Here is a 19711-nt window from a genome sequence, read left to right as displayed (position 1 = left end):
TGGGAAAACAAAATATCTTTCTGACAACATTGTCGTAACATTTATAAGCGTTTATTCCGATTAAACGTTCGAATATTGCGATTATATGTCCAAATATCACACCTTAAGTTACAAACTTAGGGTTGTATACATTTGGTCCAAAAAAACCTTTTATTGGGCGTCTACTACATACGAATGAGCACATTTGGAGGGTCCACGATGGTGTGGGAATCCCACGTCCCGGTAAATCAGATCTTCGAGATGAGGTGCAAAACAACCAACTACTTCGGTCTGTGCGCCATACACAAGTTTAACGATATTGTCCGGGAGCTTAAGGGAAAGGGCGTGGACAAGGTTATCCTCGTCACCGGAAAGAGTTCCTACAAGAAGTGCGGCGCATGGGACGTTGTCAGGCCTGCCCTCGAAGAAAATGGCGTTGAGTACGTTCATTACGACAAGGTGGGAGCCAACCCAACGGTTGACATGATCGATGAGGCGGCTGAGATGGGAAGGGAGTTTGGGGCTCAGGCCGTCATAGGCATAGGCGGCGGCAGCCCTATCGATAGCGCCAAGAGTGTTGCGATTCTGCTGGAGTACCCGGACAAGACCGCCAGAGACCTCTACGAGTTCAGGTTTACCCCGGTAAAGGCCAAGCCGATAATAGCAATAAACACAACCCATGGGACCGGAACCGAGGTTGACAGGTTCGCGGTGGCTTCGATTCCTGAGAAGGAGTACAAGCCGGCCATAGCTTACGACTGCATCTACCCCCTTTACGCAATCGATGACCCCGCACTAACGACAAAGCTTCCTCCGGAACAGACCCTGTACGTGACCATCGATGCACTCAATCACATCACCGAAGCCGCCACAACCAAGGTAGCTACTCCATATTCAATACTTCTCGCCAAGGAGGCTGCGAGGCTGATATTTACCTATCTCCCCGAGGCCCTCAATCATCCGGACAACCTTCAGGCCAGGTACGCACTGCTCTACGCCTCCGCCATAGCTGGAATAAGCTTCGACAATGGTCTGCTTCACTTTACGCACGCCCTTGAGCACCCACTGAGCGCAGTCAAGCCGGATCTGCCCCACGGCCTTGGTCTTGCAATGCTTCTTCCGGCGGTAATCAGGCACATCTACCCCGCCACCGCGAAGATACTCGCCGAGGTGTACAGGCCGCTCGTCCCCGAGGCCAAAGGTGTCCCGGGAGAGGTGGAACTCGTCGCCAGGAGAGTGGAGGAGTGGCTCTTCAGCATCGGCATCACTGAAAAGCTCGCGGATGTTGGGTTCACCGAGGGAGATGTTGACAAGCTAACCCAGCTGGCCATGACGACCCCGAGCCTTGACCTGCTCCTCTCCATGGCCCCGGTGGAGGCTACCAAGGAGAGAATAGCGGCCATCTACCGTGATTCGCTTTACCCTATCGGCAGAAGCTGAGGAGACGCTTTCTTTTACCCCTTTTGATTTAATCATTTTTAGGTTCTATATGCATCATAAGTATTTCATTTTTAACCTTTGGTTCAAAAAATCTTTTTATTGGCTTGTTTGCAGGTCGAATTGAGAAGGAAATCGGGGGAGATCATTTTGGGGGAAATTGAACTCGGCAAAGTCTGTCGAGTATCCGGGGATGCAAAACTTATAATGTACGAGGAGGGGGGAGAAGTCCAGGATGCCCTTTTCATATCCACCGCCCCAGTCAGGGGATTTGAAAAAATGGTCGTCGGGAAGAGCCCGTTCTTCGTTGTGGGGGCCGTCATGAGAATATGTGGTCTGTGCCACGCCTCCCATGGCATAGCCGCGGCGGAGGCCATAGAAGATGCAATTGGTGTGAAGCCCCCTAAAAATGGAGTGCTCCTGAGGGAGGCACTTGGGCTCATCAACAGGATTCAGAGTCATCTACTCGAATTCCTCATGGTGGTTCCTGACTTGGTAGTGCCTGAAGAGCGGGAGAATTTAATCCTCAGACTGATTGATTTCCACGCAAAAATCGGCGACTTTCTGCTAAAACTCGGGGGGGCCATGACCCATCCACCCAATCTCACGGTTGGGGGCATAAATCCCGTCCCCAAGTGGAGCGTGTTCAATAACCTTAAGGCCAGACTACCCAAGATGCTTCGCTCGTGGGATGAGCTGGCACACCTGCTGGTTGACGAGGACATTCAAACCGATGTCGCGATGGAGTTGAGGGAAAGGAAACTCGATAACCGATATCTATCCAGCGGACTCTTCTACGGTGATAGATTCAACATCGATGTTCGTAAGATAAAGCTGATTCCATACTACGAATTCCGGAAAGATAACCCCGGCTCCAAGGAATCGACTACCATGATAGCGATGTACAAGGGAAAACCCGTTGAAGTTGGCCCCAGGGCCAGGTTGAGTACCTACAGGGAAAAGAGCTATTCAACGCTCTACGGCCTCCACACTGCGAGGGTTGATGACGTCAGCATTGCACTCCATAGATTGAGCAGTATCCTGGATTCCCTTGATATGAAGGAGCCGTTCAGGAACCAGAACATTGTTTTTGGACCGGGTAAGGGTGTCGGTGTCTACGAGGCCCCGAGGGGAACTTTGGTGCATATTGTTGAACTGGGAGAGGAGGGAAGGACACTCTATTCGAGGATAGTTGTCCCCACGATGTTCAATATCCCCGTTATGGAAGAATCCGTAAAGGGGTTAAGTGTTGAAGCTGCTGAGACCGTTGTGAGGCTTTATGACCCCTGCATTCCGTGTACAACACACGTTGCCAGGCTGAGGCGGTGAGACCATGGAAAAGATTAATGTTCTCCACAGGGATTTTGGTGGATGTGCCGGATGCAGCGTGAGCATCGTGCGCGCATACCCTGAAATCAGGGATATCGTTGAACTGGACACTCCGTATATGGTGGACAGGTACCCCCAATCGGACGGCTACGACGTTGCTGTCATCACCGGAGGAGTGTGCGTGAACGAAAGGGAAATACTGGATAAACTCAAATATATCAGAGAAATCTCCGATGTTGTCGTTGCCTACGGCTCGTGTGCCGCATTCGGTGGAATCCTGCGCTTCTGTCGCGGTGGTCAAGACCCCCGGCCAGACCACAGGAGCTTTCAGCCAATAAACAGCATTATAAAGGTTGATTACTCCATTCCGGGCTGTCCTCCAGCGCCGCTGATGCTCCAGTCATTTTTCAGATTTTATCTCAACGAGGACGAACGAAGACTGGAGCTTTTCAGAATTTGCGGGAGTATAAAGAAACTAAGCGGTTTTGACCTTTTGGATGATGTGGTACTTACCGGCCTCTGCATCGGCTGCGGGGCATGCGAACTATCCTGTCCCACCCATGCCCTCAAGCTGGTAGATAAACGGCCAAATCTCGTCCAGGAGAGGTGCATACGTTGCGGGACGTGCTATATTCGATGTCCCCGAGCCACTCAGATTTTAACACTTGGAGGTGGTTCTGATGATCAACGTTACTGACTCCTTCGTGGGGCACGTACTCAACATTTACCTCGCCAGGGCGACTGATAGGGAAGTCCTCAACACAAAAGTGGCAAGCGGCGGTGCCGTGACCGCCATTCTGAACTATGCCCTTGACGAGGGCATTATAGACGGTGTTGTCACTGCAAAGAGAACCAACGGACTTGAGGGTAAAGCCGTGGTTGCAAGGAGCAGGAAAGAACTCCTGGCAACGGTGGGCAATAAATGGAGCATTGTGCCCTTTGCATCCAGGATAAAGACAAAAATAGAGGAGAATAACCTCAACCAAGTTGCCGTGGTCTGTTTGCCCTGCCAGGCACAGTTCTTTGGCCAGATGAGGGACTTTCCAATGCTGGAGACGGACTTCGGTGAGAGAATTGAATACATCATAAGCCTGTTCTGCATGGGCACCTTTGCCTTTGAGACCTTCATAAACTATCTGTACCTGAATCACGGCATAAAGGGACGAGACGTGAGGGACGTGTCCATTAAAGGGAATATTATAGAGGTTTATCATCCCGGGGGAGTTCTGAAGCTCCCGATTGGGGAAATCTACCGGTATCTTCAAGTCGGCTGTTTGGTATGTACGGATTATACAGGCAGCTGGAGTGATATCTCCGCAGGGGTCATTGAGACGAAACCGGGTTGGACGATACTCCTCGCCAGGAATAAAAAGGCGGATGAGCTTATAAAAAATGCCAAAAAACGCGGCTATATCGAAGTTAGGGATGGTTCCTCGTTTATTGGGGAAGTGATCAATGGAGCCAGAGAGAAGCTCGCCCGAGCTCAGAGGAACATGATGTGCATGTTCTAACGCTCCGTTCTTAATGTTACTTTCTCTTTTGAGAGTCTCTGACCTCCTCCCCGTCCTGAAGGGTGAGGTTTGCGAAAGAGAAAAATCGCCGGTTTGAGCATGTACTAGGGCTCTCCCCTCGACATCTTATCCAGCTTCAGGTAAAAGAACAGGATTATCATAAAGATGGTGATGTAGTAGCTCCACCGGAACGGTATGACGCCCATTATCCCCAGGGTATAGACGACGGTCAGGACGAGAACGATGACCAGCAAAATCCTGTAGAACGTCTTTCGCTCCATGCTCCCACCCGGAGAAAATGGGGGAGGGAACCTTTTAACGGTTGCCCAGAAAAGAAAAATGAAAACTCAGCCGGAGGCCGAGGCAGTCGCGTTGCAGACGAGCGGCTGCGGCTGGAAACTGAAGGCCTCCGGGTGGAGGTACTCCGCTATCTCCTCAAGCCCGTGCATTATCCTGGGGCCCGGTCTGACGACGAGGTTCTCGTCGCTGAGGACGTAAACACGCCCGTTCTTGACCGCGTCCACCTCGGAGAGCGGCCCGGAGCAGAGGTCCTTCGGACTTATTCCCGCATTCGGCGAGATTATTATGACCTCCGGGTTCCTGGCGATTATCTGCTCCTCGCTCGCGGCTCCCCAGCCGCTGACGTCGTTGAAGATGTTTTCACCGCCGGCAAGGGTTATGAGGTCGTTGACGAAGGTTCCCGCTCCGGCCGTCCAGTAGCCGTTGTAGTAGCTGAGGATGAAGAACGTCCTGGGCCTCGACCCTCCCGCCACGGTTGAGGTGACGTAGCCGACCGTCGCCTGCATGTCCGCCACCGCTGCCCTGGCCCCTTCCTCGCGGTTGGTTATCTTTCCAAGGAGCTCAAGGGCGCTGTAGATCGCGGTGATGTTCTTGGGGTCAATCACAACGACGGGGGCTATCCTCTCCAGGCCATCCAGTATATCCATGGAGAACCCGTCCACCACGATGAGGTCCGGCTCCAGTGCGGCTATGGCCTCAAGGTTGGCGTACTTTCCGTAGCCGCCCACACGGGTTATGTTCTCCACTACCGGCGGGAAGTCATCGTAGTCGGTCACTCCGACGACCTTGCCTCCTGCACCTATATAGAACAGGCTCTCCGTTATGCTGGGCGCGAGGGTGACTATCCTCTCCGGCTCCTTGTCGACTGTGACGGTCCTTCCCGCGAAGTCCGTGACCGTGAGCGGGTAGTTCACTTTAAAGGCGTCCGGGTGAAGGAGCCTCGCAACCGCCTCGAGTCCAAGGACAACGCGGGGACTCGGGTGGATGAGGTCGTTCTCGTTCTCGATGACGTAGATTTTTCCATCCTGAGCCGCCTTTATGCCCGCGAGGGGGCCGCTGTAAACGTCCTGAACGCTCATGCCGCAGTGTGGTGTGAGGAGCACCACGTCGGGGTTCCTCTCTATGACCTGCTCCGGACTCACGGTCGGCCAGCCGGTCGTATCGTTGAAAATGTTCTCCCCACCGGCCAGTTCTATGACGTCGCTGATGAAGGTTCCGCCGCCGGCGGTCATGAGCGGGTTGTTCCAGACCACGTAGAAAACGCTCACACGGGGTTCATCCTTAACGGCGGAGTTTATCGTGTTTATCTTTGCTTCGAACTCCGCCGTCGCCTTCCTGGCACCCTCTTCCGCGTTGAACACCGCTCCCAGGAGGTCAAGGGCCCTTGGGATGTCGTCGATGCTGTGTGGATCAACAACGAGAACCGGGGCTATCCTCTGGAGGTCTTCGAGGATCGTCATGGAGTAACTGTCCACCAGTATCAGGTCTGGGTTGAGCGATGCTATCACTTCAAGGTTGGCGTACTGACCGTAGCCTCCCACGCGGGTGACGTTGACAACTCCCGCTGGAAAATCATCGAAGTCCGTAACCCCAACGACTCTGTCAAAGAGGTCGAGGTAGTAGAGGTCCTCAGTGATGCTCGGGGCCAGCGTCACGACGCGCTCGGGGGCTTTCTCAATCGTTAGGGTTCTGTTGGCGAAGTCCGTTACGGTTATTGGGTAGTGCGGCTTTTCGGTCTCAATGGGCGTAGGCGTGGTCGTTCCAGTTTGAGCTGGTGAGCTCGTGGTGGTCTCCGAAGTACCCGGTGAGCTCGATGTTTCGGGAACCGTCGTGGTGCCCGTTTCAGCTGTTCCACCGCCCAGGCATCCGGACGCCACGACCGCTCCGATGAGCAGGGCCATGAGCAAAACCGCGGTCTTTTTCATTCCAACCACCTGGATTATTTGTCCACTGATGGTTGGGCCGGGAGTATATAAACTTGTTGGATATTTTTGCCAGAGTGGATGTTAGAAGAAGGGGGAATGCAGGGCTGCCGGCGTGGGAAACTCAGCCGCGGCCTTTCCCTATCCTGAATATATCCACCCTCGTGATGATGCCGGTTATCCTGCCCTCCCTGTTCTGGACAAGAACAGCGGGGTGCTCCTCCAGGAGGTACTTGACGACCTCCAGGTCCTCGTCCTCGTTTACTATCGGGAACGGCTCCTCCATGACCTCCATGACCTTGTGGTCGTAGATGTCCTCGTACTCGAGGCTCTGCCGCACCAGGGTCTTCTCGGTGATGGAGCCGACGACCTTGTTGCCCGCTATGACCGGAATTTGGGATATGTTGTGTTCGTTCATGAGCTTTATGACGTTCTCAACGCTGTCGTAGGGTTTGACTGAGAGAACCGGGGATGACATGACGTCCCTGGCGGTGAGCTGGGCCTTTTTGCACTCGAGCAGGGCCTGGAGGATTCGGTTGAATGTCGAGAGTCGCGGGTCCACCTTGCCAGTCTCCAGCTTGGCGATGTAGGCCTGCGTGACCCCTGCCTTCTCCGCAAGCTCCTCCTGGGTTATTCCGAGCTCCTTACGAATTCGCCTTATCTCCTGTGGTTCTATCGGCCGGGGAATTATCACCATAAATAACCACCGATTATGTCGGCTTCTCAGAAACTAACTCCCGCCCTCCAGGTTATAAGCCTTCCTCAGAAGTGCATCGAATTGTGGGCCGGGTACAGAGGCCCGCGTTCATTCGCTCGCGCGGGTGGATGCTCCCGGCCCTGTGGGCTCGGCGTGAGCACGCTCCGCTCACAGAACCCGATACCTCGCGGAGGCGGGTAAACCGAGCCCATGAGGAGACGATTGTCCCCTCACTGTCGGCGATTGATTCTATGGCCGACCACCTTAAAAACCTGAGCCTCAGCCGGTGGAGATGAGTATTACCCCGAGAACTGCCAAGATCAGTCCCTCGAGTATCTTCCTGTTGGGCGGCTCCTTGAGGATTAGTATCGCAAGGGTCGAGGCTATGATGGGGTTTATAGCCGAAACGGGGGCCGATATCTGGGAACCCACGAGGTTTATCGAGTAGACGAAGAGGTACTGGCCGAGGAGCAGGCCCGTGGCCGCGGCGCCGGTCAGGAGAAGCGCTTCCCGGAGGGTTATCCTCCTCAGCTCGCCCGCGTACCCCGGCAGGAAGAGCGACACGGCCAGGGCCGCGAACATCATTCTTATCCCGGCGAGCGTGAGCACGTCCACGTAACCGGTGAGCCAGTCCATCGTGAGTATCGCGAAGCTCCAGGAGATTGGGGCCAGGATCGCGAAGAGGAAGCCCTTTGGGTTTATCTCCTCTTCCTCCTCCGCCTTCTTCACAACCACTATCGCGGAAACCACCAGCGCGGCGCCCACAACTATCTGGGCGCTTACATCTCTCCCCAGGAAGAGGAAGGCCCACAGTATGGCCCACAGCGGGTAGGTGGAGGTTATCGGGACGGTTCTTGAGACGCCCATCATCTTGAGGGCGTTGAGGTAGAAGTAGTCGCCTATGACGAAGCCGAAGGCCCCTGAGACGAAGGCCATCGCGAGCAGCTCTGGAGACAGCCCGGCGATCTTCGAGAAGGTGCCGTTTATCAGGAAGATGACCGCGAACATCGCCGAGACGGCGTAGAGGCGGAATATGTTGGCCGCCACAGGGCTCTTGTCACGCATTCCCGCCTTTATCAGTATCGTCGATGCCGCCCACGAGAAAGCCGATGCCAGCGCCGCCAGAACTCCAAGGATTAAGCCGTCCATATTGGTGAGGGCAAGCACTTAGTTTAAAAACTTAGCGTTTAGATGTTCGACGAAATGCCGTCAAAGTTATTAAACCTCCCGCGGAATTGGAACGGATGATGACCTCGGCATATCTGACGTCAGGATGATGACGATCTTGAGTGCTGATCTGCAAATGCAATAGAAAAGAAGGAATCAGCGGATGATTACGTTCAATCTCCGCATGTTGATCGCGATTCCGTACTCCCTCGACACGTCCTTTATGACTCTCTGGACAGTCGCCGCTATGTCCTGCTTTATCTTCTCATCGGAGACGCCGGAGAACGAACCGAAGAGGCCTCCAACGTTTTCCTTGAGGAAACTGGCCTCGATATCGACGTAAACGGTTGGACCCTGGATTTCATGGTTGAGCTTGAGCCATTTGAATGTGACGCGCGGGACGAGCTTGAGCTCCGCGTGAATCCTGTTCTTGAGGGTCTCCACTGCGGGCTCTATGCGGCTCTTCAGCATGGTTTCCTCGCTTTCCTTCTTCTTTTCCTCCGTGAGGACGGAAAGCTCATCTATTCCGGCCTGTTTAAGGAGCTGCTCGACCTCCTTCTCGAGGAGCGCCTTCTTCGCCAGTATCTCCGCGGCCTTGCCGCTGGTCTCGACGGCCACGGGAGCGGCCGCAGAACCTGAGACGCCTGCCTTTGACACCGTTTCAACCTCTATGTTGTGGACGGTTATGTAGCGCTTCAGACTTCTTCCGAGCTCCCTTGCGTGCCTGCTCAGAATGTCCTTGGCTATTCTCTGGACGGAGTCCTTGGCCATACTGGTCTCAACCACGAGGGAGAGGTTTATCTCGAACTCCTTCCTTCCCCTGACGTCGAAGTGGGCCTTGTCGATCTTTATCCCCGCGCTCTCTATCTCCGTCACAACGGTCCTGGCGTAGGCGCTGAAGTACGGCCACACGTCCTCGAGAACGGACAAGGAAATCCTTCCGTCCTTTGTGACGTTTCCGGTCTTCTTCTTGTCCCTGTCCACTATCTCCTGGGGCTTGAGCTCCTGGCCGTCGATGATTATGCCCACATCCCTGATTATCGGCTTTATCTCGGCCTCCCTGAGGAGAACGGGGGCGTACTTGCTGACAGCGTGGAGCATCCTCTTCTCCGCCACCTCTATGTCCCTTGAATCGCCGGTGGAGTTTCCGTAGATGTGAACGTTGAGGTAGACAACGCCCTCGCCCACGCTGGCATCGAACTCTATTCTGTTTATCGTGAGGCCCTTTATCCTCTTGGCCTCCTTGAGGAGGTCCTCCGCGTAGACCTGGAAGGCCTTCTCGGGTATGCTTCCACCGGTCAGGTTGACCACAACCTCGGGCTTCCCCGCAGGGGTTGGGGCGGGCTTGGGCTTCTCTGCCTCCACCGCCAGGGGCTGCGGCTCGGTCGTGGTCTGGGAGGTCACCGCGGCTCCCGCCGTCGCCGCTATCGCTGCCTTCTTCTCAGCGGGTTCCTCCCTCTTTGCGGGCTCCGCAGGAGGCCCCTCGCTGGGGACTTTGAAGAGTTCGTCCAGCGGGACTTTTGGGGTCTGAGTGTATGCGTCGATATTATCCGCCACGGACAGCTTGAGCTCGAGTTCATCGAGGGTATAAACGTCAACGACCATTGGTTTGCCAATGGATGACTTCAGCACCCTGATTGCTTCCTCCCCCGAGAGGTTCTGCTTCGTGTCAACCACGAGGCACTCCGCCGCGAGCACCTTTGACCTGTCGAGGAGGACGGTTATGTAGTACTTACCTCCTGCGCTCCTAGCAAATATCTTTAGAAAAGCCCCGTTGCCCTGGGAAAGCGCCTTTTGAACGAGCGCTCCCAGATCCCCTGCGGAGGTTGCTACCACGTTCTCCATGAATGGCCCCTTGTCTGGCAACTGCATATCCATCACCATTAGCTATATATATCCCTCAGCCAAAAAATCCCAGAGAGGAATTCACCGTCCTAGTATATCGGCGCTTGTATTTAAACATTATTGTGCAAAAAGGTGGGGAACATGCGGGTGCTGGTACTCGGAGGCGGGGCAATCGGCCGTGCGATAGCCGAATCCCTGAGGGGAGAGTTTGATGTAACCGTGATAGAGAAGGATGAAATCCGTGCCAAGGCCCTCGAGGAGAGCGGATTCCAGGTCATCAACGGGGACTTCTCATACACCGCCACCCTCCTGAAGGCGGGGGTTGACAAAGCCGAACTCGTCATAATAACCACAATGAACGTGGATGTAATCAGAAAAACCGTCTACGTGATAAGGACCAACAACAAAGACGTGCCGATCGTTACGGTTCTTCCCGACGATGTTGGCCTGGATGACCTCGTCTCCCAGATAAACGAGGAGTACGAGGCGGAGGTTAAGGTCGACTACGCCGTCTCACCCAGAAACGCCCTTAAGGAGGCCCTGGTCAGAACGGTCGAGAGAATCGGCGAGCGGAAAAACGCCAACCTCCTGGTCAGGAAGCTCAAGGAGCTCAGGAACCAGGCAGATTCCCTCCTGATAGTCATGCACGACAACCCCGACCCGGACGCAATAGCCAGCGCGACCGCCCTGAGCGTCATAGCCCAGACCCTAGGCTTCAAGACCCAGATAGTCTACGGCGGCGAGATAGCCCACCACGAGAACAGGGCTTTCGTGAACCTCCTCGGCATCGACCTCAGGAAGGTTTCCAGGGGTTCCTATGAGCTTAAACGCTACCCGTTCATAGCCCTCGTGGACTGCCAGCCCAACGGCAACCTCACGACGCTTGACCAGTCGGATTACAATAAGATAAAGATACTCATCGACCACCACCAGATACTCCAGCACCTTCAGGAACTCATCCCCGAGGACGCTTTCCTCGACATACGGCCCGATGTCCACTCCTCCGCCGCGATCCTCGCCGAGTACCTCAGGATGCTCAACATCTCCCTGTCCCCCCTCATGGCCACCGCCCTCTTCTACGGCATTTACATCGACACCAAGAAGTTCTCCAAGCTGAGCCACATCGACCTCAAGGCCATCGAGTTCCTGGCCGGTAAGGTGGACTACGAGCTCCTCGACAAGATAGAGCACCCGGACATAAGCACCGAGACGGCGGAGATACTGGCGAAGGCAATAATGAACAGGCGCATCTACAAGAACGTTGTCGTCAGCAACGTGGGCTTCATCACCAACCGCGACGCCATAGCGGAGTCGGCGGATTTCCTCCTCCGCCTGGAGGGCATAACCACCGTCCTCGTCTTCGGCATAGTGGACGACAGAATAGAGATTTCCGCCAGAACCCGCGACGTCAGGGTGAACATAGGAGCCGTCCTCAGGGAGGCCTTCGGCGACATCGGCAGCGGCGGCGGCCACTCCCAGTCTGGCGGGGCGAGAATTCCGCTCGGAATCTTCAAGCTCGCCAAGGACAAGGGCTCGCTCCTCAGGCTGGCGGAGGAAGCCATAACGGAGAAGTTCCTCGAGGCACTAAAAGTTAAAGAAGGCTGATCACTCTTCTTTTGCCTTTACCAGTATTATATCACCTATCGCGGTAACCCTGTTGTAGGGCACGCCGACCTTCTCGCCCGGCAGTCCAAGGGCTAGCACCTTTCCCTGGCCCCTGTCAACTTCGATCAGAATCTCATCGACGTAGCCGACGTAGTAGCCCTTGGTGTTGTATATCTGCTTCCCGTAGAGCTTTGAGAGGCGCATCACCATTTTAATCACCGGAATAGGTTGTTGGTGAACGTATTTAAACGTTACCTCCTGGGAATGCTCCTAGCCACCTCAAAGGCCCATCTCGCAAATACCGCGAAGAACGCCAGCACCGCCCCCATGACCCCGACGACGAACAGACTCGCAACGGCTCCCTCGGTGCCCTGGAGGGGTTCGTACCCTTTGAAGGTCAGCATTGCCACGGCGAAGCCGCCGAAGTAGCTGAGCGGGACGAGAAACATGTCCAGGTAGCTGGAGGGGCCCACGATAATCATGGCCGCCATGACGACGGCTATGAACGCGTACGCCCCCGGGGGGCCCACGTCCCTTACCGCCCACAGACCCGCCAGCAGGGAAGTGGCAAGGAATCCCATGGGGAACGCGTAGGCGGAGGCCCTGACGTTAAAGGGGTATCTGAGGCCCAGCAGGATTCCCGCGAGCAGGCCGACGTATATCAGATACACGAACCCCTCGTTTCCGGCCCTGGGCGAGTACATGGCCACCGCTACCGCAAAGCCTATAAACGAGCCCACCCCTGCCCAGGCAAGGAGCGACCTCCAGTTTACATCCCGCGGGTTCATGATTTCACGACCTTTATCGTTATCTTTGAGCCGTCCTGAAGGTTCAGCTTCTCCCTGAGGTAGATGGGGGCCACTATTTCCGCTATCTTCGGGGGATGGACCGTCCGGGAGGGTATGACTATTGCACCCTCGACGTCCCCTATCCTGACCCGGTATGCTTTGACGTCCCCGAACGTCCTTCCATCCTTCACGAATCCCGGAAGGATGACCGGCCTGACGCCGCAGAGGGCATCAAACACCGTCCTCGGGAAGACAACGCGGATATTCAGCGTTCCTGGGTACGGTTTGAACCCCAGGTACTCCTCGATTAACTGGGAGTACTGCCTCACGTAATACGCCCCTTCACCTATTCCCGAGATGACCTCGCCGATTATAACGCCGTTGTAAAGGACGCCCGATATGGCATCGCAGAGTTCCTCCAGAAAGGCCAGACCGTTGGGGCTTATCTCGACGTAGGTTTTCTTCCCTTCGACGGACTTCTCTATGAATCCCTCCCCCTCCATGTCCTCGAGGAGTCTCAGGACGGACTGCGGGGAAATCCCGAGCTCATCGCCCAGGTCCCTCAGCGTCACCTTGACCTTCTCTCCAACGGCCCCCCTTCTGGCCAGCAGGATGAGCAGTTTTATCCTCTTCATAGCGTTTCCCTCTTCGACAGTCTGTCAGCGAGCCTGAGCGGTTTTGGGTAGCCCCCCTCAAGCAGGGGCTCGATGATTCTCGCCGCGGATTCCAAGTCGATTAAATGGCCGACGCTTACATAAGCTTTTCCCATCCGCCTGAACGAGCCCTCCGGCGCACCCCTCAGGGGCCCTTTGGCAACGCCTATGGTTGGCCGTCCGACCAGCAGACCGATGTGGGAGGCCAGTCCGTAGCCGCGCGGGTGCGCCCTTCCGTGTCCTTCGACGAGGAGAACATCGAACTCCTCACCGCGGAGCACCAGGAGAACCGGCCGGGTTTCTCTCAGGAAAAAGTATGTGGGAATGTACGGGAACGTGACATCAACCACGGCCGTTTTTGAGCCCAGAACATGGCAGTCGGGGAAGGTGCAGAGAACTAGGGCCGCCCTTGCCCGGTTCTCCCTGTACGATACGTCCACTGCGGCGACAACCCGCACACTGCCAGGATCAACTGGTCTCTCCACGACCCTTCCGGCGAGTTTCACCTGGGCCGCGGCGATCCTCTCAAGTTTTTTCTGCAATTCGGTAACCACATAATCACCGAATTATGTTTTTATGTAATTGTTTCATCGGTTGCCCCGTCTTCCCGTTTTTCCAGCGCCCCTGCCGCGAGGTCGAGCTTTATCTCCAGACTCCTGCTCAGCTTTGCCCTCATGAGGTCCTCGAGGGTCCTTTCGAGGATGTTCCTTGCCTGGTCCTGCTTTCCCCTTACGTTCACGAGTCCTTTGGGATACTCCAGCGTCATCAGCTCCTCGTAGGTCTTCTCCATGGTGCGGTAGGTTCTCTCCGCCTCTTCGAGGTTTCCATCGAGGAGGAGCAGCAGGAAGTGTCTTCTGAGCTCACCAATGAAGTCCCCGATGCCGAGTGCGTAGTCTGCGTGGGGCACGCCCAGCTCTCCAGGTGAGGGATAACCCGCCCCTGTCATGTACGCGAAGAACAGGCTGGCCTCAACGAACTCCTGATGGGCGCTCTGGACGTAGCCGGTGTGGTAAAGGTCTGGGTGATCCTTCAGCTTCCTCCGCAGCCCCTCGACCTTCTCGCGGACGATTTTCAGCCGTTTCTCAGCCTCCTCAACCTCTCCCCTGTGCAGGGCCTTTATCGTATCCCCGCTCATCCTGACTATCTCCCTCGTCAGCCTCAGCGCCTCCTCCCTGAGCGAATCCTTCTCATCGAGAACCTCTCTAATCTCGGCTATTATTTCCTTCAGCTCCATGATCTCACCGGAAGAAGTTCGACAAAGGGGTTAAAAATGTGGGCTCGGCCCATCTCCATCCCTCATCGGCGGCCGGACGGCGTCCTCCGGTGGTCCGGAGGGCGAGCCCTGTCCGCCCGGCATCGTCACACCCGCTCATCGCTGGCACCGCACCGGCTCCCGGGACCGGGCCACCGGGCGTCGTCGGATGCTCGTACGAATTATTTTCGGGGAAAATTTTAAGGGTTTCGGGATAAATAACTGGCAGGAATATTCGGCTCTCGAATTCATGCCGAAAAGTATATAAACGGATGCACAGACCCGACCATACAAACCCCCAGAGGTGACGCTCATGGCTGAGAAGGTCAGGAACATAGTTGTTGAGGAGCTCATGAGGACCCCCGTTGAGATGCAGAGGGTCGAGCTAGTTGAGAGGAAGGGTATAGGACACCCGGACAGCATTGCCGACGGCATAGCCGAGGCCGTCAGCAGGGCGCTCAGCAGGGAGTACGTGAAGAGGTACGGCATCATCCTCCACCACAACACCGACCAGGTGGAGGTCGTTGGTGGAAAGGCCTACCCGCGCTTCGGCGGCGGTGAGGTCATCAAGCCGATATACATCCTCCTCTCCGGAAGGGCCGTTGAGATAGTTGACCGCGAGCTCTTCCCGGTTCACGAGGTTGCCATTAAAGCCGCCCGCGAGTACCTCAGGAAGGCCGTCAGGCACCTCGACCTTGAGAACCACGTCGTCATCGACTCCCGCATCGGTCAGGGCAGTGTGGACCTCGTCGGTGTCTTCAACAAGGCCAAGGAAACTCCGATCCCGCTCGCCAACGACACCAGCTTTGGAGTCGGCTACGCCCCGCTCAGCGAGACCGAGAGGATAGTTTACGAGACCGAGAGGCTCCTCAACAGCGACGAGTTTAAGAGGAAGTACCCGGCGGTCGGTGAGGACATCAAGGTTATGGGCCTCAGGAAGGGCGATGAGATAGACATCACCATCGCGGCCGCCATGGTGGACAGCGAGGTTGCCGGCCCGGACGAGTACATGGCCGTTAAGGAGGCCATCTACGAGGCCGCCAAGGGCGTCGCCGAGGCCCACACCGAGAGGAAGGTCAACATCTACGTCAACACCGCCGACGACCCGGAGAAGGGCATCTACTACATCACCGTCACCGGAACCAGCGCCGAGGCCGGTGACGACGGTAGCGTTGGTAGGGGCAACCGCGTTAACGGTCTCATCACCCCGAACAGGCACATGAGCATGGAGGCCGCTGCCGGAAAGAACCCGGTCAGCCACGTTGGAAAGATTTACAACCTCCTCTCGATGCTCATCGCCAACGACATCGCCGAGCAGGTCGAGGGTGTCGAGGAGGTCTACGTCAGGATACTCAGCCAGATAGGCAAGCCCATCGACGAGCCGCTCGTCGCGAGCGTCCAGATAATCCCGAAGAAGGGCTACCACCTCGAGACCATCCAGAAGCCGGCCTACGAGATAGCCGACGCCTGGCTCGCCGACATAACGAAGATACAGAAGATGATCCTCGACGACCAGCTCAACGTCTTCTGATTCCCTTTCTCTTTCCAGGTTTTTCTAAGCCAAGAATGTTGGGAGTTTAAAAGTTTTGGAAGAAACCTCAGACGGCAGGGTAGCCGCTCTGCTTGAGGACCCTTATGAGCTTCGCCTCTTCGAGGGCTATGGCGACCTTCTCCTTCTTAACCTTCGCAAGCTCAGAAGCGGCGGCCTTCTTCTGGCGGGCCATCCTCACGAGGCGGGCCTCCTCAAGGGCGAGGAGCTCCTTCCTCTTCTTAACAACCTCAAGCCTCTTCTGAAGTAGGGTGGATTTCAACCTCTCCATAGATATCACCTAAACTCTTAGACGCTCCCGGTCCTTATAAGGTTTTCGATAAATGCTACATGTACATTCGGCAATCGACGAAAGACAAGGATATAAGCCCCAACGCGTATCTCGCACCCGGTGAGGTGGGGATGATAATAGCGGTAACCGGAACGCCAGGGGTCGGAAAGACCACCGTATCAAGGCTCCTCAGCGAGAAGCTTGGCTACGAATACGTGGGCGTTAAAGAATTCGCCAGAGAAAAGGGCATCGGCGAGATGGTGGGCGAGGAGCTGGAGATAGATGTCGATGAGCTGGCCGAAGCCATGTCGCAGGAGTTTCACGGGAGGGATGTTGTAATAGACGGCCACCTCAGCCACTTTGTACCGGCGGACGTCGTAATAGTCCTCCGTGCCAATCCCAAGCTCGTTGCTGAGAGACTGATGGAACGGGGCTACTCGAGGGAGAAGCTCGCCGAGAACGTCGAGGCGGAGCTGGTGGACGTCATCCTGGTCGAGGCCCTCGAGGAAAACGAGAACGTTCTGGAGATCGACACGACGGGAAAGACCCCTGATGAGATCGTGGAGGAGATATCCGAACTCCTTGAAAGGGGAATTAAACGGCGGTTCGGAATCGTTGACTGGAGCGGCGTGTATGACGAGGTGCTGCCATACCTGCGGCTGGGGAGTGGTCGGATGTGAGCGCTCTCCTATGGCTCAAGGTTATTCTCGTGATTGCGTTTGTTACGTGGCTCTTCTCCGCTGCAGGCTACTTTATCTTCGGGATTCCCGGCCTGATAGGGGCCCAGGTTCTCTCCATCGCGGTTCACTCCTGGATGTACCTGTATGGAGATGAACTTGTGCTCAGGTGGTACAGGGCCCGGATTCTTCCCAGACGGGATTACGCGTCCATCTACGAAATCGCCGAGCGCCTCGCCTCCCGTGCAGGGATCCCGACCCCGGACCTTGCCCTGATTCCAACGGGCACCCCCGACGTGTTCTCCACTGGGGGCAACCAGAAGCGGAGCGTTATCGTTCTCACCCACGGCATCATCCACACCCTCGAGCCGGACGAGCTTGAGGCGGTCATGTCCCATGAGATCGCCCACATACTCTCCGGTGAAACCCCTATTCAGACCCTCACCGTCGTGATGGCGGGCTCGGTGGTGGGATTTTCTTACTGGCTGGACGCTCTCCTTCATCCCGCGGACAGCGTTGGGAGGGGGGCCGGCGATTACAGGGGTAGTCTCATGCTCACCGCACCCATCGCCGCGGGGATACTGCATTTTGTACTGGATCGGGAGCTTGAGTACCGCGCGGACGCCATGGCGGCGGAGATAAGCGGCAGGCCCCTTTCCCTCGCCAGCGCCATGTTAAAAATGGAACGCGCAATCTCATTCAGGCCGATGAAGTGCGGAAATCTAGCCGCCGCCCCCCTCTTCATCGTGAACCCGTACCGCGGGGAGTTTGCGGACCTGGTCTCCACCCACCCCTGGACGGAAAAGCGCGTCGAGAGGCTTATGAAGCTGGCGGAAGAGACAGGGGCGTACTCGTGAGGAGGTGGTAACGTGAGGATCGTGGCCATCACTGACATCCACGGAAACCGGAGCAAGGTTGGAAAGCTCGCCGAGGCCCTCCGCGGGATGGACTTTGACATCCTGGCGGTGGCGGGAGACCTGACCCACTTTGGAGGTGCTGAGAGGGCCCGCGAGGTCCTGACTCCCCTGCTGGAGCTGAAGAGGCCGGTGGTTGCGGTTCACGGCAACTGCGATGGGCAGGACGTTCCCTCGTTTCTGGAGGGGATAGGGGTATGGGCCCACGACAGGCGCGTTGAAATCGGGGGCGTTGGAATCGTTGGCATCGGAGGCTCAAACGTGACACCGTTCCGCACGTTCTGGGAGCTCACGGAGGATGAAATTGAGGAGATTCTGGAGAGGAACTACCGCGACGGGGACGTGATACTCTCGCACGTGCCCCCAAAAGATACGAATGCAGACCGCGTTCATTCGGGCCTCCACGTGGGAAGTCCCGCGCTGAGGGGGTTTATAGAGATGAAAGAACCCCCGCTCGTTCTCACCGGCCACATCCACGAGGCGAGGAGCGTCGATAGAATCGGCGGAACAGTGATCGTGAACCCGGGTCCCCTCTTCAGGGGATACTACGCCGTTGTGGACTATGATGCGGAAAAGAAGAGGGTGGATGGTGTGGAGCTGGAGCGGCTTTAAGCCTCAGACCAGCCCCTTCTCCTTCAGAACTTTTTCCATCCTGTCCATGGCCTCTTCAAGCTGCCCGTAGGCCGTCGCGTAGCTTATCCTGATGTAGCCCTCGCCGGCGTTTCCGAAGGCGCTTCCCGGGACAACCGCGACCCTTGCCTCCTTGAGCATCAGCTCGCTGAACTCCTTGCTGCTCAGACCGGTGTCCCTGATGCGCGGGAAGATGTAGAAGGCACCCTTGGGCTTGACCGTCGGAAGTCCCATCTCGTTCAGGCGCTTCCAGACGAGGTTCCTCCTGCGGTCGTACTCCCGCCTCATCTCTTCGACGGCTTCCCAGCTGCGCGGGTCATGGATGGCCTTGGCGGCGGCGTACTGGGCGAAGGTGACGGGACAGGTGGCGTTGTACATCTGGAAGCGCGCCATCTTCTCGATTATCCAGGAGGGGGCCGCGACAAAGCCGAGGCGCCAGCCGGTCATGGCGAAGGTCTTGGAGAATCCGTTTATGGTTATCGTGCGCTCGAACATGCCGTCGAGCGAGGCTATGCTGTGGTTCTTGACGCCGTCGTAGACGAAGTGCTCGTAAACCTCGTCGCTGAAGACTATGAGGTCGTGCTCAACGGCGAAGTCGGCTATCTCCTCGAGGTCCTTCCTGGTGAGAACCGCACCGGTTGGGTTGTTGGGGCTGTTGATGATGAGAGCGCGGGTCTTCTCGCTCACATGCTTCTTGAGGTCGTCCACGCTCAGCCTGAACTCGTTCTCCTCGTAGGTCGGCACCTCAACGGGCTTTCCGCCCGCCAGGACGACGGCCGGGGCGTAGCTGACGAACATCGGGCTTGGAATGAGAACCTCCTCGCCCTCCTTGAGGAACGCGGCGAGGCCCAGAATGAAAGCCTGGTTGGCACCCACGAGGATCATTATCTCGCTCCTCGGGTCAGCCTCGATGCCGTTCTGCTTCCTGAGCTTCTCCGACACTGCCTCGCGGAGCATCATGATTCCCGCGTTCGGGCTATAGTGGGTCATTCCCTTGTCGAGAGCCTCCTTGGCGTACTCTTTTATATGCTCCGGAGTGTCAAAGTCCGGCTCACCTATTCCAAGTGATATCAGGCCCTCAACACCCTGGGCGAGGTCGAAGAGCTTCCTTATCTCAGAAGGGTTGACGAGTTCTAACCTGTCGCTCAGCGCCATGAGCATCACCGAAGGGTCTTCGGGCCGATG

General features: G+C 56.4%; 21 protein-coding genes. 9 read left to right on the top strand and 12 right to left on the bottom strand.

The genetic code is table 11. From position 1 onward, the window contains the following. Positions 1-174: 174 nt before the first annotated feature. From GQS_RS02310 to GQS_RS02295, 4 genes are all read left to right on the top strand, one after another. The gene (locus tag GQS_RS02310) at positions 175-1419 is read left to right on the top strand and encodes an iron-containing alcohol dehydrogenase (RefSeq protein ID WP_238515804.1); all 1245 of its coding nucleotides are present in this window, start codon (positions 175-177) and stop codon (positions 1417-1419) included. Positions 1420-1527: 108 nt separating this feature from the next. After that, positions 1528-2745 (top strand): nickel-dependent hydrogenase large subunit, encoded by a 1218-nt coding sequence (locus GQS_RS02305; RefSeq protein WP_238515802.1) that lies wholly within the window; start codon positions 1528-1530, stop codon positions 2743-2745. A gap of 4 nt (positions 2746-2749) precedes the next feature. Further along, entirely contained in the window at positions 2750-3442 is a 693-nt protein-coding gene (locus tag GQS_RS02300; protein ID WP_014012056.1) for a 4Fe-4S binding protein, read from the top strand. Further along, positions 3426-4256 (top strand): Coenzyme F420 hydrogenase/dehydrogenase, beta subunit C-terminal domain, encoded by an 831-nt coding sequence (locus tag GQS_RS02295; RefSeq protein WP_014012055.1) that lies wholly within the window; start codon positions 3426-3428, stop codon positions 4254-4256. The genes GQS_RS02300 and GQS_RS02295 overlap by 17 nt, the downstream gene beginning before the upstream one ends. A gap of 104 nt (positions 4257-4360) precedes the next feature. Here the strand turns inward: GQS_RS02295 and GQS_RS10995 are convergent, their stop codons facing one another. The 5 genes from GQS_RS10995 to GQS_RS02270 form a co-directional block, all read right to left on the bottom strand. After that, positions 4361-4537 (bottom strand): hypothetical protein, encoded by a 177-nt coding sequence (locus GQS_RS10995; RefSeq protein WP_014012054.1) that lies wholly within the window; start codon positions 4535-4537, stop codon positions 4361-4363. A gap of 66 nt (positions 4538-4603) precedes the next feature. After that, positions 4604-6481: an ABC transporter substrate-binding protein gene (locus GQS_RS02285; RefSeq protein ID WP_014012053.1), complete on the bottom strand. Its 1878-nt coding sequence runs from the start codon at positions 6479-6481 to the stop codon at positions 4604-4606. Between the two features lie 121 nt (positions 6482-6602). Further along, a complete protein-coding gene (locus tag GQS_RS02280) occupies positions 6603-7175 on the bottom strand; it encodes a CBS domain-containing protein (protein ID WP_014012052.1) in 573 nt (190 codons plus the stop codon). Between the two features lie 279 nt (positions 7176-7454). Further along, positions 7455-8324, bottom strand: a complete 870-nt coding sequence (locus GQS_RS02275) for a DMT family transporter (protein ID WP_014012051.1) — start codon at positions 8322-8324, stop codon at positions 7455-7457. A gap of 174 nt (positions 8325-8498) precedes the next feature. Next, positions 8499-10214, bottom strand: coding sequence for a hypothetical protein (locus GQS_RS02270; protein WP_014012050.1), 1716 nt, complete (start codon positions 10212-10214; stop codon positions 8499-8501). A 114-nt stretch (positions 10215-10328) separates the two neighbouring features. Here GQS_RS02270 and GQS_RS02265 point away from each other — a divergent pair, with 114 nt between their 5' ends. Next, positions 10329-11792: a DHH family phosphoesterase gene (locus GQS_RS02265; RefSeq protein WP_014012049.1), complete on the top strand. Its 1464-nt coding sequence runs from the start codon at positions 10329-10331 to the stop codon at positions 11790-11792. Here GQS_RS02265 and GQS_RS02260 read toward each other — a convergent pair whose 3' ends face one another. Genes GQS_RS02260 through GQS_RS02240 form a run of 5 tightly spaced genes read right to left on the bottom strand, consistent with a single transcriptional unit; the run spans position 11793 to position 14467 of the window. Further along, positions 11793-12002: a PRC-barrel domain-containing protein gene (locus GQS_RS02260; RefSeq protein ID WP_014012048.1), complete on the bottom strand. Its 210-nt coding sequence runs from the start codon at positions 12000-12002 to the stop codon at positions 11793-11795. It abuts the gene before it with no gap. Positions 12003-12043: 41 nt separating this feature from the next. Beyond that, complete coding sequence (locus GQS_RS02255) at positions 12044-12580, bottom strand: hypothetical protein (RefSeq protein WP_014012047.1); 537 nt, start codon at positions 12578-12580, stop codon at positions 12044-12046. Next, a complete protein-coding gene (locus GQS_RS02250) occupies positions 12577-13215 on the bottom strand; it encodes a DUF120 domain-containing protein (protein ID WP_014012046.1) in 639 nt (212 codons plus the stop codon). Before GQS_RS02250 ends, GQS_RS02255 begins: the two co-directional genes overlap by 4 nt. After that, positions 13212-13787 carry an endonuclease V gene (locus tag GQS_RS02245; RefSeq protein WP_148236356.1) on the bottom strand — a complete coding sequence of 192 codons (576 nt, stop codon included), beginning with the start codon at positions 13785-13787 and terminating at the stop codon, positions 13212-13214. The genes GQS_RS02250 and GQS_RS02245 overlap by 4 nt, the downstream gene beginning before the upstream one ends. Positions 13788-13807: 20 nt before the next feature. Next, positions 13808-14467, bottom strand: coding sequence for a haloacid dehalogenase (locus GQS_RS02240; protein WP_014012044.1), 660 nt, complete (start codon positions 14465-14467; stop codon positions 13808-13810). Positions 14468-14798: 331 nt separating this feature from the next. Here GQS_RS02240 and GQS_RS02235 point away from each other — a divergent pair, with 331 nt between their 5' ends. Further along, positions 14799-16016 carry a methionine adenosyltransferase gene (locus GQS_RS02235; protein WP_014012043.1) on the top strand — a complete coding sequence of 406 codons (1218 nt, stop codon included), beginning with the start codon at positions 14799-14801 and terminating at the stop codon, positions 16014-16016. Between the two features lie 67 nt (positions 16017-16083). On the opposite strand, the gene GQS_RS02230 is transcribed toward GQS_RS02235, so the two are convergent. Beyond that, entirely contained in the window at positions 16084-16305 is a 222-nt protein-coding gene (locus GQS_RS02230) for a hypothetical protein (protein ID WP_014012042.1), read from the bottom strand. A 131-nt stretch (positions 16306-16436) separates the two neighbouring features. Here GQS_RS02230 and GQS_RS02225 point away from each other — a divergent pair, with 131 nt between their 5' ends. Genes GQS_RS02225 through GQS_RS02215 form a run of 3 tightly spaced genes read left to right on the top strand, consistent with a single transcriptional unit; the run spans position 16437 to position 18508 of the window. Continuing rightward, complete coding sequence (locus GQS_RS02225) at positions 16437-16985, top strand: adenylate kinase family protein (RefSeq protein ID WP_014012041.1); 549 nt, start codon at positions 16437-16439, stop codon at positions 16983-16985. Further along, on the top strand, positions 16982-17839 hold the full coding sequence (locus tag GQS_RS02220) for a M48 family metalloprotease (protein WP_014012040.1): 858 nt from the start codon (positions 16982-16984) through the stop codon (positions 17837-17839). The genes GQS_RS02225 and GQS_RS02220 overlap by 4 nt, the downstream gene beginning before the upstream one ends. A 12-nt stretch (positions 17840-17851) precedes the next feature. Continuing rightward, positions 17852-18508, top strand: coding sequence for a metallophosphoesterase (locus tag GQS_RS02215; RefSeq protein ID WP_014012039.1), 657 nt, complete (start codon positions 17852-17854; stop codon positions 18506-18508). A gap of 3 nt (positions 18509-18511) precedes the next feature. On the opposite strand, the gene GQS_RS02210 is transcribed toward GQS_RS02215, so the two are convergent. After that, the gene (locus tag GQS_RS02210) at positions 18512-19681 is read right to left on the bottom strand and encodes a pyridoxal phosphate-dependent aminotransferase (RefSeq protein ID WP_014012038.1); all 1170 of its coding nucleotides are present in this window, start codon (positions 19679-19681) and stop codon (positions 18512-18514) included. Positions 19682-19711: the final 30 nt, after the last annotated feature.

This window comes from Thermococcus sp. 4557 (genome assembly GCF_000221185.1).
In the GTDB taxonomy this organism is placed as follows: Archaea; Methanobacteriota_B; Thermococci; order Thermococcales; family Thermococcaceae; genus Thermococcus.
Note: the sequence above shows the minus strand (reverse complement) of the source record. Positions and strands in the feature narration are given on the sequence as shown.